General features: G+C 54.5%; 8 protein-coding genes and 1 pseudogene. 7 read left to right on the forward strand and 2 right to left on the reverse strand.

What is annotated here, in order from left to right; all coding sequences use genetic code 11:
* Nucleotides 1-62: 62 nt before the first annotated feature.
* Together ACT4ML_RS19715 and ACT4ML_RS19720 are read right to left on the reverse strand one after the other, a co-directional pair.
* Nucleotides 63-3,266 carry a PAS domain-containing sensor histidine kinase gene (locus tag ACT4ML_RS19715; protein WP_444722381.1) on the reverse strand — a complete coding sequence of 1,068 codons (3,204 nt, stop codon included), beginning with the start codon at nt 3,264-3,266 and terminating at the stop codon, nt 63-65.
* A 471-nt stretch (nt 3,267-3,737) separates the two neighbouring features.
* Nucleotides 3,738-4,073: pseudogene (locus ACT4ML_RS19720) on the reverse strand (transposase); the annotation flags it as partial.
* Between the two features lie 622 nt (nt 4,074-4,695).
* Here ACT4ML_RS19720 and ACT4ML_RS19725 point away from each other — a divergent pair.
* From ACT4ML_RS19725 to ACT4ML_RS19755, 7 genes are read left to right on the forward strand one after another with little or no spacing between them, the layout of a single operon-like run.
* Complete coding sequence (locus tag ACT4ML_RS19725) at nt 4,696-5,163, forward strand: pilin (RefSeq protein ID WP_444722382.1); 468 nt, start codon at nt 4,696-4,698, stop codon at nt 5,161-5,163.
* A gap of 29 nt (nt 5,164-5,192) precedes the next feature.
* Nucleotides 5,193-6,941 (forward strand): hypothetical protein, encoded by a 1,749-nt coding sequence (locus ACT4ML_RS19730; protein WP_444722383.1) that lies wholly within the window; start codon nt 5,193-5,195, stop codon nt 6,939-6,941.
* Nucleotides 6,931-7,806: a hypothetical protein gene (locus tag ACT4ML_RS19735; protein WP_444722384.1), complete on the forward strand. Its 876-nt coding sequence runs from the start codon at nt 6,931-6,933 to the stop codon at nt 7,804-7,806. Before ACT4ML_RS19730 ends, ACT4ML_RS19735 begins: the two co-directional genes overlap by 11 nt.
* Nucleotides 7,807-9,018: a hypothetical protein gene (locus ACT4ML_RS19740; protein ID WP_444722385.1), complete on the forward strand. Its 1,212-nt coding sequence runs from the start codon at nt 7,807-7,809 to the stop codon at nt 9,016-9,018.
* 5 nt (nt 9,019-9,023) lie between these two features.
* Entirely contained in the window at nt 9,024-12,326 is a 3,303-nt protein-coding gene (locus ACT4ML_RS19745) for a VirB4 family type IV secretion system protein (protein ID WP_444722386.1), read from the forward strand.
* A gap of 4 nt (nt 12,327-12,330) precedes the next feature.
* The gene (locus ACT4ML_RS19750; RefSeq protein WP_444722387.1) at nt 12,331-13,518 is read left to right on the forward strand and encodes a hypothetical protein; all 1,188 of its coding nucleotides are present in this window, start codon (nt 12,331-12,333) and stop codon (nt 13,516-13,518) included.
* Entirely contained in the window at nt 13,478-16,555 is a 3,078-nt protein-coding gene (locus tag ACT4ML_RS19755; RefSeq protein ID WP_444722388.1) for a TraM recognition domain-containing protein, read from the forward strand. Before ACT4ML_RS19750 ends, ACT4ML_RS19755 begins: the two co-directional genes overlap by 41 nt.
* Nucleotides 16,556-16,669: the final 114 nt, after the last annotated feature.

Consider the following 16,669-nt stretch of genomic DNA (forward strand, 5'->3'; position numbering starts at 1 on the left):
ATTTAGTATAGCTGATAGTGAGTACTGTAGACCCTGAACATCGACTAAAGAAGAACCGGTTATTATCGATTGGTGCCGGATTCATCTGCTGCAGGCAACGTGAACGAGAAAGTCGCTCCCTCACCGGATTCGGACTCAACCCAGATCTCACCACCATGACGCTCGACAATCCGCCGACAGAGAGCGAGACCAATACCAGTCCCCTCATGTTCGTCGTGTCCGTGAAGTCGCTGGAACACTTTGAAAATACGATCGGTATCACTGGAATCGATACCGATCCCCTCATCACGGATTGAGATACGCACGTCTCCTCCGTTCCGTTCAGCAGAGATATCTACTTGTGGTGGTTCGTCGCCGCTATACTCAATTGCGTTGTCCAACAAGTTCTGGAAGACTTGACGCAATTGACTGGGATCACCCTCCACACACGGTAATGATTCAGCCGTGATCTCGGCCTTACTCTCCTCGATCTGCAGCTGAAGATCATCACGTACATCGGAAAGAATCGCGTCCAGATCGATCGTCTCGAACGGGTCGCCCTGCGTTTCAACCCGTGAGTACTGCAACAGTCCCTCAATCATCTCACGCATCCGGTCAGCACCATCGACGGCAAACTCAATGAACTCCTCCGCATCCTCATCAAGTTCATCACTATACCGGTTTTCAAGAAGCTGCAGATAACTCGTAACCATCCGCAAGGGCTCCTGGAGGTCGTGAGACGCAGCGTATGCAAACTGTTCGAGACGTTCATTGGACTCCTCGAGCTTGCGCTCGTACTGCCGACGGTCAGTAATATCACGGCCAATCCCTGTCAGAACGACATTCCCATCAGGATCTTTAACCGTTGACGCAACGAACTCATAGGGAATAGACTCCCCATCCTTGGTGAGAACTTCGGCTTCTACCTGTGCGTCCCCGGTTTCGAACCCTTCAGCGATAGCGGCCGAAATTTCCTCTCTCCCGTCTTCGTCGAAGAACTCCAGAGCATGCATTGATCCGACCTCCGAATCTGAGAACCCCGTTACATCACTGAGGCTCTCATTCCACCGCTGAAGGTTACCGTCCTTGTCGAGCAGATAAAATATGTCTCCAACAGCATCCAGAATATCGTCGGTGAACTCCTTGTACCGTTGGAGATGGCGCTCACGCTCACGGAGTGCCTGCTCTCGCTCCTTCCGTTCGGTGATATCTCGTACAATGCCGACTTCCTCCTGTTCGGCGTCAGTCTGTAACGTTGCGAAGGTTCCCTCTGCAGGGACACGATCACCCCCTGCCGTCTGAATCTCCGCTTCTAAGACCGGATTCTCAGCCCGATCATCGGCTGTAGCCATTATCTCTCTCGATTGTTCGACTGCGGACTCGTCGACGACCAAGGAGGCATGCTCTCCAACCAGTTCTTCACGGTTATAGCCGGTTAGCTCTGCATAGGCCTCATTGACCATCGTGAAGCACCCTTCCTCGTCCTTGACGTAGATCCCGTCATCAACAGTCTCAACGATCGTTTCATACTTCGTCAGCTCTCGCTCATGCTCCACTCGTTCCGTCACATCTCTAAAGTAGACCGAAAGCCCGCTATCCGAGGGGTAAAGACTGTATTCCAACCAAGCATCGAAGTTTTCCTCGTACACCTCGAAGCTGATTGGTTCCTGTTTCTCCATCGCTGCTTGATACTTCTCTCGATAAAGACCCTCTGACTCCTCAGGCATGACATCCCAAACCTTCTGACCAAGCAGTTCTTCTTTCGTTTGTTCCAGAGGCTGGGCAGCCTGGTCGTTGAGATGGGTGAACCGCCACTCGTCGTCAAGCGCATAGAACGCGTCAGAAATCCGACCGAGAATCTCGCTCAACTCTGTCTCAAGTTCGGTCTTGCGCTGTTCAAGCTGTCGTTCACGTCGCTTGAGTTCCGTGATCTCTTCACCGGTCGTTATCACACGTTCGATGGTCCCGTCGGAGCTAAATATCGGAGTCGCATTCAATCGGAAATGCATCTGTTCGCCGGTCGGTAGCTCGAAGATAAATTTCTCGTCAGATACTGGCTTTCCAGTCGCTAAAACGCGAGCGGATGGTGTTTCCTCAGGAGGAACCAAGTTACCATCTACATCGTACAGTTCCCACTCGTCAGGGTTTTCAGGCTCCTCAATGATCTCTTGTTCAGATAACCCAAGAGCTTCTTGGGCTCGTTGATTTGCCATCACCGTCTCACCCTCGGCATCCTGAACGGCAATCGCAATCGGTGCCGTCCGCAACAGCTTCTCAGTCTGTTTGGACTCTCGACGGAGTTGCTGCTCACGTTCCTTCTGTTCCGTGATATCGTCTACAGAAAATACGATTCGATCGTCTTCGTGCTCTTCACTTTGAATCGGAGCGGCATTAATCGAAAGCCACCGACGACGACCGTCCGGAACATCAGTTTGACACTCGTAATCGTAGATGGTTTCACCGGTTTCGACGACCTGCGTCCACGGATACTCGTCGAAAGGAATCGGCTCTCCCGTACTATCGTAGATCTCCCACGATTCGACAGTGTAATCCATGAGTTCAGATTCTTCGCTATCAATACGCTCAAGAGCTCGCTGGTTTGCTCGGATGAACTCGCCTTCAGAATCGATCGTATAGATACTGACCGGGACGGTCTCGAAGATCTGTTCAGTGAGATCGCGTTCCTGTTGCAGCTGTTGTTCGTACTCCCGTTGTTCGGTCATGTCCCGGGTGACCTTCGTGAATCCTTGGAGCGTCCCATCACTATCACGAATGGCGGTGATAGTGACTTTCGCCCAGAACTCGCTTCCGTTCTTACGGACCCTCCAGCCTTCATCTTCTACACGGCCCTCTTCTGCCGCAAGTTCGAGGTTCTCTCTAGGGACTCCAGAGTCGATATCCTCCTCGGTATAGAACGTAGAGAAATCCTCACCAATGATTTCGCATTCCCCGTAGCCTTTGATTCGTTCCGCCCCAGTATTCCAACTGGCAACATTACCATCTGGATCGAGCTTGAAGATGGCATAGTCTTCGACTGCATCAACAAAGGCAGCAAACTCCTCCTGTTCAGCCTGCCACCAGACCCGAGTCGCACCGCCAATCTGCTTCGTCTGTAGCACACCGTGTTCAACGAGTTCCTTGAGACTTTGACGAGCGGCTTGACGAGTACACTCCAGTTTCTCGGCGACCTCCACAGCAGCAATCGGTGCAGATGGCTCCTCTAACCGTGTAAAAAGACTTCGAACGTCCTCCGTAGATACGTCTTGAGCCGAACCCGAGGATCCCATGGGTTCACGTAGAGCTAAGAATCCATAACGCTTGGCGTTCGCAAACACGCTACTGGAAAACTATACCTGCCAGTTATTTCTCCATCAATTCAGTTCCCTGTCACTACTCTGTGGTGTCCTCCGCTAATCCTCCTACTTTCTGCGTGACTGTCTGCTTTACCTGTTCGCTGCTTCTCTGCTGGTCTTCGGGAAAACTGGTTCGTCCATCAGGGTTTCTGCCGTCCTGGAGCTACCCTGTTCCCGGTAGAAATTGGCAGCGTTCTCAGCAAAATCTTTGAGCCCATGATACATCCGACCGGACTTCGGAGAAGACTTGAATCGGTCACTCAATTCGTCAGGATCGGTCGGCGGATAGTAGCAGTTGTCGACTTAGATCTCTTCCATCACCGTCTTGATCGTCGACGATTCAAACCGATTCTCGTAGTTACTCCAATCATTCGGCTCTGTAGTTTTGGTATACAGCGGTTGATTTCACGGATATCGGATGCTCTGGCGAAGGTTGTAGACGGTAGCTTTGAGGATCATTTCACGGAACTTCAGCCATCAGCTCCGCGTACGCACGGCTGCGCCGAGCGTACGCTTGATGCTTGAGAAGACGGTTTCGTCCATTGAGCGACGATTGTACCGATCACGGTCCATGCGGGTGTTGTGAGCGTGATCGTGTGGGTTTATGATACGGTGCTTGATCAGCGGTCTGATGCCATTTTCGCGGAGTTCGTCGCGGAATGCTTTCGCGTCGTAGCCTCGGTCGGCGGCGAGGCTCCACAGGTTGCCCGCCGAAACGCGGGCGACCTGCGGGTCGATCTGGCCAATAGCAATTGCATCACTGATCCAGCCTATCGCGAAGAGCGCTGCTCACCGACGAAATTCGTGATCGGCCTCATCGAATGCATCGCAGCGGGAGCACTCTTGTCCGGGCCCCATAAACAGGTATCAACTCAATTGTATTCGGTCTTTCAGTAGAAAGGCCGTTTCAGCGGGTTTATAGTGGTACCTCGAGCATTTCGAGTTAGTATTCTAGTTCTTTGATATTTTTCAATAGTCAATATCGGTAGATAACACTTATGTGGATTATAAATCACCGACTGCTGAATCTAATAGTAACTATTATGTGATGGCAATAATGAGTATTCAGTGCTGACATTAGAAAATGAAATAATGTTGTGCAAGACTGCTCACACACGAATTCCAGTCATATCTGCCACCGCAGTGTTTCTCAGGTGGAGTAGCAGTACCAGTGTCTCCAGATTCGCTCGAGACGTACTGACTACACGATTGATCGGTTGCAAGAGCACCCCTCCCTGGGACGTACTGGTTACCGATGTGAGTCGTGATACAACGTACGACTTCAAGGGCCTGGTTGCATCGCTGTCCAACGACGAGGCCTACCAGCCACAGCCTGACACACTACACCCAGATATTCTTCCATATGAGTAATGGTCCCGCTCACGATTCCGTCGAACAGTCTGCTAAATGCCCTGTTGAGAAATCCACGCTCTCAGGTCAGTTCCGAGCCCTGTTCGCTCGAGTGTCACCAAAGATACTCCCAGTCGCCATGTGGATGGCATTCCTCGTCATTATGACTGGCTCAGTGACTGCCCAGTCGGATGTCGGTGATGTCTACTGTGGAACTGGCGTCGAAACGGGGATCACCATCGTCTTTGGGGCAATTGCTGGGCTTGGACTCCCTGCAACGGGCTTCTACGTCTGTCGAGCGGGGCTCTCGTACATGCGCGCGGGTGGCAATCCCGAGAAAAAGAACACCGCCAAAGAGCGACTGGTGATGTCGGGTGTTGGATTCGGGATTATCGTCCTTGCGCTCATCTCGCCCGAGCTCATCGATAATGTTGGAAGTCAGATGGGATTCGAGTTCTCGAGTTGCGTGCAGCCATTCTGACCCCTTCACAGATGGCCACACCTCGTTCGATGCTCGTCGTGCTCGCCCTCCTCGGCACGAGTAGCCTCTTGGGTGGCCTTGCGAGTACCACTGCAGCTCTCGCAGCAGAGCCACACTCGAGTCCAGCGATCCCCCCAGGCGGGTCTGATCACGGCGTCAACGAGTCGCGGTTTCAGTTGCTGTGGTCAGAAGACATAGAGCAGGAAAACCTCTCGAGCGACGATTTCGTTGCGAACGCATCGTCGTCTGCGGAATTCACACAGCGCCTCTCGAGGTCGACGGACTACCTGTTCGACGATCCAATCGAGGATATCGAGAAGTGGAATAGCGGCGATTTCGGTGAGTATGCCGCTGGTGATGCAGCAACGTCAGTTCATCCGGAGTCGGCTAACCTCGAGGATGGCCAGTACATCAAAGACGCACACGCCAGCATCTTCGCTGTTCAGCCATCGACGGTCCTCCAGTCGGGTACCGAGTCGACCACATATATCGCACCGAAAGGCGAGGTACTTGCGACAGCTGATTATCGAGTCGCGGTTCCAGACGATCGTGAGAGCGGTCCAGTACGTGAGGAGTGGTCCCTCGAGGAAGCGGAACTCGATGGAGTTGAGCTCCAGGCCGATGGTCAGCAACTCGACTCCAACACAAGCCACCAGGCAACCCTCGAGTATAGCGGTCTCTCAGACGACCCAACGCTGACAGTTGCAGTGGATATCTCTGCTCAACTCCGCCACGAACGGCGGACGTGTGACGAGTATAATCGAAGTACGGACTCCTGTGATGGCTCGTGGGAGACAGAGCTCTCCCATCCATCCGAACAACTCACAGTGACCGACTCACGCAACACTACTGTCAACCGGCTCGATACGGCCACTGGAACCCAGACGACATTCGAAACCGATGGCGAGCAGACGGGCGCTGTCGTTCACCCGGGTGCCGTCTGGTCGGCAATTGAGATCGACGATAACACACGAGTTTACGGGAACTGGCGCTTCTATGCCGCCGGCGACACTGGCTGGCACACGATGGTTTCACGGACAGAGACTGGGACGACTCGAACAAATTCCACAGTGCGTCCGGCACAGCTCTACGCGGTTCCCATGCAGGCGGAACCGGACGTCTCGAGCGGCGCGACGGAGACGGTCGAACCACCGCTCGAGATCGAAGACGCCTGGGGGAGTGAACATGCTGGGCCGTCCCTTGCTGAGGCAATCGACGTTACTCCTGTCGATCAGTACGTAAACTCATCGTCCGTGGCGCTGCAGTCGGAATCGATTACAGCCGATTCGTTTGACACGGTCACCGTTCACGGCATTGTTCGCGGCCAGTCACAAACAGTCTCGCTCGCGGACGACGGCATCGTTCGCGAAACCAATCTCAATCTGACCGTACTCGAGGCCGATTCCTCGGGAGCGGTCGTCGAAGCAACAGTGACGGAAAACGCAACTGGAGAGCCAGTGACGACTGGGCGCGTGGAAGTCGGCAACCAGTCGGCTCCCGTCAACACTAGTGGCATGGCCCGGCTCCAACTCGAGGAGCGGCCATCGCTCGTAGTCGACGGAACGTACGTTGCCGAGGATTGGTGGCGTGCAGAGACGATGTATGCCACCGCAGAGGATCGGGCGAAGATTCCGCCGAAGTATCCGAAGTTCGCTCAACTCGTCCAGTTAGCGCTCGTAACGCTGCTCTGGTTCCTCCCAGTTGCCCTGGCTGTCTACGGGTTTGACTACCTGACTGGCGGCACGTTCCTTGGACTCACAGATACCGATGACAGATAACAATCCAACTCACGAGAGGTGTATCGCCCGCCGATCAGTGCTTGCCAGTATCGGACTGAGTACCGCCGCACTTGCTGGCTGTACGTCGGACTCCTCCACGAATCCGTCGAACAACAGTACAGCGGATGGAACCGGACTCAGCACTGAAGATAGCGATGTCTTCGCGACCGTCGAGATGAACGAGCAGAATCTCGAGGTCGAAGTGACTGGAGAGAGTGCAACCGAATTCATCAATCTCGTCGATCCGGATGGCGAGTTATTCGACCAAGCACGTCTCGAGGAAGGTGTCACCAAAGTTGTCTTCGAGATTCTCGGCAGGTATGAAGACGATCTCCTGACTGGCGAGTACGAACTCGTTGCCCTCGAGAGTCTCAAAAGCGATGATCCGATCGACTCGACAACGATTTCGCTCGATGCGGAGTGCAAAATCACCGACGTACTCTGGGCAGCAGAGAATCCGGATATGGACTGGGACAAGAATTCACCAGTCTGGGATGAATATGCAGCAGTTGTTATCGAGAACGAAGGAACGATCCCCTCCTTACTCACAGAACTTCAGTGGGAAGGCGCACCAGCCGCCAAGTTAGGTCGAGACGACACAGTCTCGTATCATCATGAGATACACTTGCCGCCCGGAGAGACGACTGCCTATTCGTTTGGGCAAATCTACCAGACGAGTGGTGCAGGAGGTTCGTTGGACTGTAGCGAATTAGGAACTGAACCGATGACAGTGACAGCTGTCGTCCAGGTGGGAGCAGATCCATCGTACACACAGCAAATCGAGTACGGTGATGACCAGTCTTGTGACCTTACGATTGTCAAGGGCAGTCCAACTGACTCGGATTCTACTGGTGGTGAGAGCTAAATGCCATGGCTGCAGGACCAAGTCGAAGATGGGATTGAAAACGTTATTGAGAGGTTCACCGACGCAATTCTCGGGCTGGTAAACGATATCTATGGAGCGCTCTTGGAGCCCATTGTCGGTGTTCCGGCACCGGAATCTGACACTCAATATATTGTTGTTGGAAGCCCAAGTGGAGAGCCATGGGCAAGTTTGTACCAGGATGTCTATCTGGCGTATATTATGCCCTTGGCGATTATGATGGTGATTATCTCGTTCTCGTTCATCGGTCTCCGCGCAGGGTCGATAAGTGAGTATCGTCGGAAGCGACTCATGAGACGGCTCGGAATCGTGTTTATGGGGACGTTCGTCTGGTTCCCGTTAGTCTCGATCCCGTTGCAATTTGTCGATGCAATTGGGACAACGATCGCTCCAATAGAAGATATGTCTGCAGGCCTTGGTGGACTTATTCAAGCGACTCTTGGAGGGACGTTTGTGATCCTCGCGATGGTCGTTATCTCGAATTTCTTCCTAGTTGTTGCTGGATTCGTCGTTGCCCTTCGATGGATCGGAATATTTGTGCTAACAGTCACTATGCCGCTTCTAGGGGTTATCTGGGCGCTTGAAGTCTGGCCATTTACTCCAGCAGCGAATATGGCTCGTCAAGTAGCAGGGATTTACCCAGGGCTCATACTCGCAGGGGTTCCAGCGGCGCTTCTCTTCCGAATTGGGTGGGAGGTCGGTGGTATTGAGACACTTGGCCAAAATGAGCTTTTCGCGCTATTCATTGGGTTGACGCTGATACCCGCAGCGGTTATTGCCATGATCATGACCGTTTACTGGAGCAGCCCTGCCGTTCGGACGATCGCACAGAAGAGTGTCACTGCCACGAATCCGGCATCGGCTGCTACTGGGGCCCGCAAAGCAAAAGCTGCGTCTGGGAGTGCTGTGCGTGGTGCCCGAAACGTCCACCGGGGCTACGCAAACGGAAAGTACGGTCCGGTGACCAAAACCGGGCAGACGAAACTCGAGAACAGCAACTCGAAAGCGTACAAGCTGGGTCAATCAGCGAACTCGACGAAAGCCCATGCACGCCAGTATAACACCCTCCGGAAATCGGATTCGGGCCGGATGCGCGATAAAGCCAAAGACGACGCCAAACAGGTCACACGAAAAACGTCGAGCAAAGCCAAGCAAGGACTCAGAAACACCAAAGAAAAGGTCTCGAGGTGGTGATTCAGATGAGCTCGAATACAGCAGACAGCGAGTACAACGCGCGGAAAATTCATCAATCACTGGGTGGCACGACAGCGTTCTTCCAAGGCTACACGATTGGCGAGCTCATGTTGTTTCTCACGGTGGCATTCGTCACCGTCATCGCAGCAACGTTCGTCCCCGCTGCACTGACGATCCCGGTTCTCGGCTTCGGGATTATGCTCACAATCCTTCTCTTCCTCCTCCACAAAGTCAAACCCGACTACCTCTGGCTCACCGAATGGCTCGTCGCTCGATTTGGCTGGGCGATCAAGAACAAGGAGTACACGCACGGTGGTGAGGACAATAGCGAAGTTCGCTATCTGACCCGTCTCAACCGGGTGTATCCACACGCCATCGAACGAACCGATGGCGCACTCGTCGGAGCGATGAAAGTCGAGCCAGCGAATATGGCCCTCGAGGACGACGAGGCTTGGGTGAAGGCCGTGCAGTCACTTTCAGAGTTCGTCAATTCGACTGTTGACTTCCCCGTGAAGATCTACATCACCAGCCGCGAAATCGACGAGGACGACGTCGTTCGCGAACACCAAAATCGACTTAGCGATGCTGACGTTCGCTCGCGGCCAGTCCTGAAACGCCTCCTCGAGGAGTACGTCGCAGCTAATACCAACGAAAACGGGGATATTGACTCTGAAACGACGACAATCCGAGAGTACTATCTCATCACTGCGGTGACCGACAGCGACATCGAGCAGTTCGATAAAACCGGTGACAGCGTTCTAGCGTATCTCGCAGACGTACCAGCTCTCGGGCGACTCTTTGGTCGCTTTCAGTCTGAGGAATTGAGTGAGTCCAAGCGCGACCAACTCAAAGAAGAAAACCTCGAATCGCGACTCGCGCAACTCCGCCGCGGTGGGTCGTCGCTCTATCGGTGCTCGATCAGCCCCGTCGACGCGTATGACCTCGCTCGAGTCACGAAGGAGTACTGGACGTGCCAATCGCAAGACTATGCTGATATGACGAGCGCGATTGGGACGTTCCCAGTCGTCTCTCACGGCATCAGCGATGGTGTGCCAGCAACGCCAGATCCAGAGGATGTCCTTGATGCGATGGACGACAGCAGTGACGAAACTGCGGACTGGGAGTACTCCCTCGAGGATCTCAATGAAGAAGACACTGCTGACGAACCGTCGGTTCCCAACGCCGATCGTCTGCCGGACACGTCGACGATGCACCAGTCAGTGGTTGCCCCGTCGTCGATCGATTGGGAGACGACCTACGCTGTGATCAACGACGAGACGTACGTTCGCACCTTCTGGATCGAACAGTTCCCTGAGGAACCATCTGATGGGCTTCTCGAGCGACTCTTACTCGAGACAGATCTGCAGACGGATCTCAGCATCCATCTCGATCCGTTCGATAGTCAGTCGGCCCAGGACATGATGGCAGATTGGATTTCGGACTTGAAGATCAACCAGCACGATTCGAACAGTCTCAAAGCCGAAGATCTGCAAGACGATATCGATCAGGCGAAGTACATGCGGTCGCTCGTCCGAGCGAACAAAGCGTCGTTCTATCGGGGTGGTGTGTTCATTCGCCTCGCTGCCGAGAGTCAGCAAGAACTCGAGAATCAGACGACTCGACTGCGCTCGATTGTCAAAGACGCACCAGCAAACTGTACGCTGAAAGTCGCGAGTCGATGGCAGGAGCGAGGACTCACAACGGTCTCACCGCTCGGTCGGAACGAACTCGGTCGCGATCGAATGTCGACGCTGACCAATCAGGCGATCGGGGCGATGTTTCCGTTCTCATCGAACTACCAGATGATGGACGACGGGATCGAGTACGGCTATCACGGCCACAACGGCTCTCCGATTCGAATCAACCCATGGAACCTCGAGACGGGCCACAGCGAACTCGTCGTCGGGATGCCCGGCGCTGGAAAGACGTTTGGTGGGATTATGCGCCACTTGCGGATGATGAAGCGCCGGAACGATACGATGCTCGTCCTCGTCGATCCAGTCGGCGGCTTCCGCGGTATTGCAGACGCCCTGAACGCGAAGACGATCACCGTCGGTGGCGATACGAAATTGAATCCCCTCGAGATCCGTCAGACGCCCCAGCATGTGATCGAGTCCAGCGATGGGGTCTCTCCCCTTTCAGCGAAGAAAGACGAGGTCTACGCCGTCCTTGAGAACTTCCTCGACGCTCGTGATATCGAACTCGGGGCTGAGACAGGTGTCCTCTCGTATGTGATCGACGAAGCCTATCGACAGGCAGGGGTCGTTGAGGACGACGTCTCGACGCACACGTCAGAGAACTCGCCGACGATGCAGGACGTCCACCGAATCCTCTGTGATATCGCTGAGAACCCGGACGAGCACAACATCGCTGCATCCGAATCCGCTCGCGAACGTGCTGCACAGTACGCAGACGAACTCGCGATTGCGTTCCAGCCGTTCCGTGAGGGTGGCTCCTACGCAAACCTCTCTCACCGCTCGGAAATCGATATTCTCGAGGGCGACAACAAGGTCGTCTACATCGACCTGGGCCAGATTGAGGGGAGTGCCTCGGGGATCGATCGGCAGACGTTCCTGATGCAATTGCTGCTGTCGACGATCTACCAGCAGGCGAAGAACACCCAACGGAACGTCGAACTCGCGATCGACGAGGCACACTACCTCTTTGAGGATCAGGCAAATCTCGACTTCCTCGAGACGGCGTTCCGCCACCAGCGCCACGCCGGCCTTCGAATGGTGTTGCTCTCCCAGACCGCTCAGGAGTTCTACGAGACTGAGCAGGCAGAGAAGATCATCGGGATGTGTCCGATCAAAGTCTTCCACAAACTCCCCGAATTGGACGACCGGACGGCGGACAAAATCGGGTTGACGAAAGAACAGCGCCAGTACGTCAGAGGTGCCGACGCCGGGAAAGCGGACCTCGGTTACAGTCAGGCACTCGTTCGCGTTGAGGAACACGGCACCTATCCCTTGCACGTGGTCGCAGACGAGTTCGAAAAGCGGGTTATCGACTACGATCCAGCAGATCAGGCCTTCATCCAACAGGCGATGAACGACGAGTCAGCGGAACTACTCGCGTTCGAGGAATTCGTCGAAACCGAAGCACAGCAAAACGCGCTTGCGACCCGACTCGACATCACTGCTGAGACGGCGAGTAAGCTTCTCGAGGAAGATCTGAGCAAGACGGAAGTCCTCGATGCAGTCGTCGAGCAGGCTCTTGAGACGGGCAGCGAAGAGGCATCGATCCAGACCGATGGCGGAGCGTCAGCTCCCGAACAGCATCCGATCAACTCCGAATGTGACAACTAAGACCATGACTCCGCTCAACCGCTTCACGAAACTGCTCGGTTCATCGCCCCAGTACGAGGCGACGCAACTCGAGTTTGGAGACCAGGAATCGTTTGTTCAGCAGCAAGCAGACACGCCAGGACTACTCCTTCGAATCCGCCCCTACAAGGAGAACAACGGCGTCGTGGATGGGGCCGGCGTCCTACAGTCAGTTCACGACGTGACAACGAACTTCCGCGGGAAGAATACGAGTGATCACCATTCGTTCGAGGTCTGGTTCGATGAGGGCAAAATTTCGTTCTATATGCACGCTGCTACCGAGGCAGCCGCAGACAAGTTCCGACGGCGTGTCGGGAACAACTACGCGAACAGTGAGATTTTCCCTGTCGAAGAGGGCCGTGCGTTCCCGGTCATCGATTCTGACCAGTACGTCGCCGGCGCCTGGCTCGAGATGGAGAAAATTCCGTACTACCCAATCCGCCATCACAACAGCGAAGGCTTCGAGACGGATCCCTACGGCGAGATAACAAGCGAGATGCTGTCGCTCGACGAGAGTACAGTCGTTACACAGGTTATTTTCCGGCCTGCAAAGCAGTCGTGGACTGACGGCGATCGCTTCAAGCACAATAGCGTCGACGAACTCGCTCACGCACTTCGCCAAGGGACATCCGTGGGGTGGCTCAACCCTCGAACACGACCAGCGAGCGCCAAGGACAAGCAGGCCGCAAAGACGATCGAACAGCAACGCGGGCAACAGGCGTTCCATGTGAATATTCGCGTATTGGCGGCCTCGAGTGAACAGGCCGAGGCTGAGGCTCGAGCCCGCGGTGTCGCAGGGATGTTTAGGAAGTACTACAACGCGATCACGGAGCAGGGACTCGACGATAATCCAGTTTGGCATCGCAACGAGCGGAAACGAGCCAAACGACTTCGACAATTCCTCTCTCGAATGCGCGACCGCGAGTGGATCGATCGCCGTATGATCATGACCGTCGATGAACTCGCCGGCGTCGCACATATCCCCAATGCGGAAATTGAGACGCCGAAGATCGACTGGCGGTACACGCAGCGTGGTGACCGGCTTCCATCGGATGGGTCTCGATACAATGCTGAGGAGTCACCGGTTGGTGGTCAGACATCCGGTGTGCCCGACGAGGCAGCAGTTCCCGGTGATGGCCCTACTCACGATCAGGAGGGGTACGATGGTATTTGATCGGTTCTTCGGACACGGTGGAGATAATTCGAGTGGCAACCAACGTAGTGAGCACACATCAGGAGACGAGGCATCCGGTGACGACCAGACAGATGCCACGACTAGCACGCCATTGTCGTCTGACCAGCAATCAGCCGCTGGTGAACAATACCAGATTGTCGACCAAGACACGACCCGTGTCGGTGGCAAGTCGATCCTCACGGAAACGGCCGACGAAGGGACGGTTGCAGGTCCATTCGTCCGAGAAATGTTTGAAGCTGGGATGTACGACGCACCGTCCCCTCTCTGGGTCGGCTATACGGAGGATCCCCAGACTGGCTTCCGTGAGGCACCGCTCCGATTTGACTCGCTCTTCCGGCACAACTGGATCGCTGGGACGACCGGCTACGGCAAGACGACTCAGCTCCTGAATATGATGGTGCAGTGGGCGTATTCGGGCTACGGCTTCACGTACTTTGATCCGAAGGGACGCGATTCTCGAGAACTGCTCCGGATGCTTCCCAAACACCGTCTCGAGGACGTGGTCTGGATCGAGCCCGGATCGACCACCCACGAAAACACGGTTGGGATGAATTTCCTCGAGGTGCCCGACTGCGAGACGACCGAGGAACTCGAGAATGAGATCGAAAACCGGGTCGAGAACCTGAAAGCGGTCTTCGACACCTCCGACTACTGGGGCATCAACATGGAGGCAATCACCGAGTCGATGGCCCGGGCGATGATGAAATCCGAGCAGCCGTTTTCGGTCATCGATATGTACTTCATTCTGTTGAACGCCGATCGTCGCGAGGACTTCGCGCTCGACGTCGAGGATCCCTATATCCGAGAATTCTGTCTCGAGATTGCGAATATGGAAGAAGAGACAGTTCGGCCGCTGCTGAAACGGATTAAGTCGTGGGTTGAGAACTCGGTGATTCGGCGGATTATCGCCCATCGCGAGAGTACGATCAACTTCCGAGATATCATCGACAACGATCGGATCGTTATCGTTCGAACGCCGGTCGAGAATACGGACATCAAGAAGATGGTTACCCTCGGCGTCATGCGGAATTTGTGGAGTGCTATTCAGCGGCGATCGTACGAACTCGACACCCAGCCAGAACCCTACTTCGTTCTCTGTGACGAGTTTGACGATATCGCGAGCGACAACCTCGACATCGAGTCGATGCTAGCCCGTGCTCGATCGATGCGTCTCTCTGTGACCTTGGCCTCGCAGTATCCCTCCCAGTTTGACGAGAACACGCTGAAAGCAATGCAGAACAACTGTGATAATCTTCTCACGTTCTCGGTCAACGACAGCGACGATGCTGAGTTGTTGATGAAACGCTTCCGTGACTACACGGCCGAGGACCTCATCACGACCGACCAGTTCAAAGTGTGGACACGGATCCCGCTCTCGGGCGGGCGTTACTCTGAACCCGTCTTAATCCGGACGTTTCCGCCGTATCCGCCCCTTCGGGAACCAGATGCTGTTGATCGAATCATCGAACAGAGTCTCGAGCGGTATGGGACTGATCCGCTGACGGATGCTGAGATCCTGCAGGATCTCATCTATAGTGATTCGAACGAAGCAGCGAACCCCAAGCAGATTCTCGAAGAGACGATGGCAGAAGCCGTTCGTGCAGTTCAGATTCGAGAAAGCGTACGGGCGGAAAACGGATGGGTCGATGTCACTGTCGTCGACGAGGAACTCGCGGCCCGTCTCGAGAATACTGAGACTGAGATCGACGTTGCGCCCGAAGAGTTGCCTGATGTTCGTGAGGAATCTCGGTTACTCGAGGTTACGCTACAGAACGACAATATCGTAGCTCGGCTCACTGACGACGGAGAAACAGTGGTCGAACCGGAGACAGGCACTGTCAGATCTGCCGGTGGCTCTACACACGATGCAGTCCTCCTCGAGACGGAAACAGTGCTTACAGAGCGTGGATTCAGTGTCGAAATCCTCGAGCAGGACGGAAGCGAGCAACCGGACGCCATCGCGACGCATCCAGATCACGACGTCGTGTTCAATATCGAGGCTGAGACAACGACGCCAGAGCGACCCGTGAAGGTCTTGCAGAACCTCAAGCGAGCCCACGAGGCGGATCGAATTCCGATCTTCGTCGTTCGACCTGGCGACTCCGAGACAGAGTGGGCGACTCGAGTTGAGAATATCCTCTCGCCACCGCTGCAAGAGCGGGCTGATGGCACTGAACAGTTCTATAACTGCGACGAGGTCGTGACCTTCGGCGGGGGTGCGACCGCTCACGGTGGCGTTACTGCCGTTCGTCCCAAGACGTCTGAGACGAATCGGACGGTTTGGACACGAGAGAATGGTGAGATAATCCTTTCAGATGGTGAAACAGCGTTTGCTCGCGTCCCAGATGAAGGTCCACTCTCGAAAGACAGTGTGCCAGCCTACTATAGCCATGATCGTGAAGCCGGGCAGTATACTGTCTACGAGGCTGGAGAAACCCATGTCTATGACTCGAGAGACGACTTTGAGGATGAATGGACGCTGATCAAACGGCCGTTTGTCCCTGATATCGAGCTACTGGAGACAGACATTTCACGTGATAGCTATATTGTATTGATTCTCTCAGAAGACGGCAGTCCAATACTCTTCCACCGTGGAGAGACGCGTTCACTGTCGAAGGACTCTGGTGATATGGAGTTATGGCCCAGTACCTCGACCGATGCTTCGACTCACTCTGAGAGGTCGACTTCGAATCAAGGAGCGGAGACCCAACTGGATGGGTTAGAATCAGATGTATCGATGGATATCGATCCGAATAGCGATGGTGTGGAAGCGTTCGCAGCAATGTATGTGAGGGAAATTGATGGAGCGCAAGTGCCGAAGAACGAACTCTTTCAAGCGTACTCCAACTGGACTGATCTCCATGACCTATATAGAACGAATACGGTCTGGTTCGGACGGAAACTTGCGAACGCTGTTGACTGTGACAGTGATCGCGTCAGAGATGGCGGCGATAAAGTGAATGTCTACACCGGAATCGACCTGACAGCCGAGGGGAACCACCTACTCGACCAATGATGAATGACATATTGGTTATGGAAATTGGTTGCGGTGCTACGTGGCTCGTTTCCACTTGTGGATTATTCAGTAATTTGGCCGTATATAGTCTTCTCTACTGTCTATTCCCCTCTT

This window comes from Natrinema sp. LN54 (genome assembly GCF_052439245.1).
GTDB lineage: Archaea > Halobacteriota > Halobacteria > Halobacteriales > Natrialbaceae > Natrinema > Natrinema versiforme_A.

Coding starts and splice junctions, on each gene's coding strand:
- ACT4ML_RS19735 (WP_444722384.1), top strand. CDS start 6,931: ATGACAGATAACAATCCAACTCACGAGAGGTGTATCGCCCGCCGATCA.
- ACT4ML_RS19740 (WP_444722385.1), top strand. CDS start 7,807: ATGCCATGGCTGCAGGACCAAGTCGAAGATGGGATTGAAAACGTTATT.
- ACT4ML_RS19755 (WP_444722388.1), top strand. CDS start 13,478: ATGGCCCTACTCACGATCAGGAGGGGTACGATGGTATTTGATCGGTTC.
- ACT4ML_RS19730 (WP_444722383.1), top strand. CDS start 5,193: ATGCTCGTCGTGCTCGCCCTCCTCGGCACGAGTAGCCTCTTGGGTGGC.
- ACT4ML_RS19725 (WP_444722382.1), top strand. CDS start 4,696: ATGAGTAATGGTCCCGCTCACGATTCCGTCGAACAGTCTGCTAAATGC.
- ACT4ML_RS19745 (WP_444722386.1), top strand. CDS start 9,024: ATGAGCTCGAATACAGCAGACAGCGAGTACAACGCGCGGAAAATTCAT.
- ACT4ML_RS19750 (WP_444722387.1), top strand. CDS start 12,331: ATGACTCCGCTCAACCGCTTCACGAAACTGCTCGGTTCATCGCCCCAG.
- ACT4ML_RS19715 (WP_444722381.1), bottom strand. CDS start 3,266: ATGGGATCCTCGGGTTCGGCTCAAGACGTATCTACGGAGGACGTTCGA.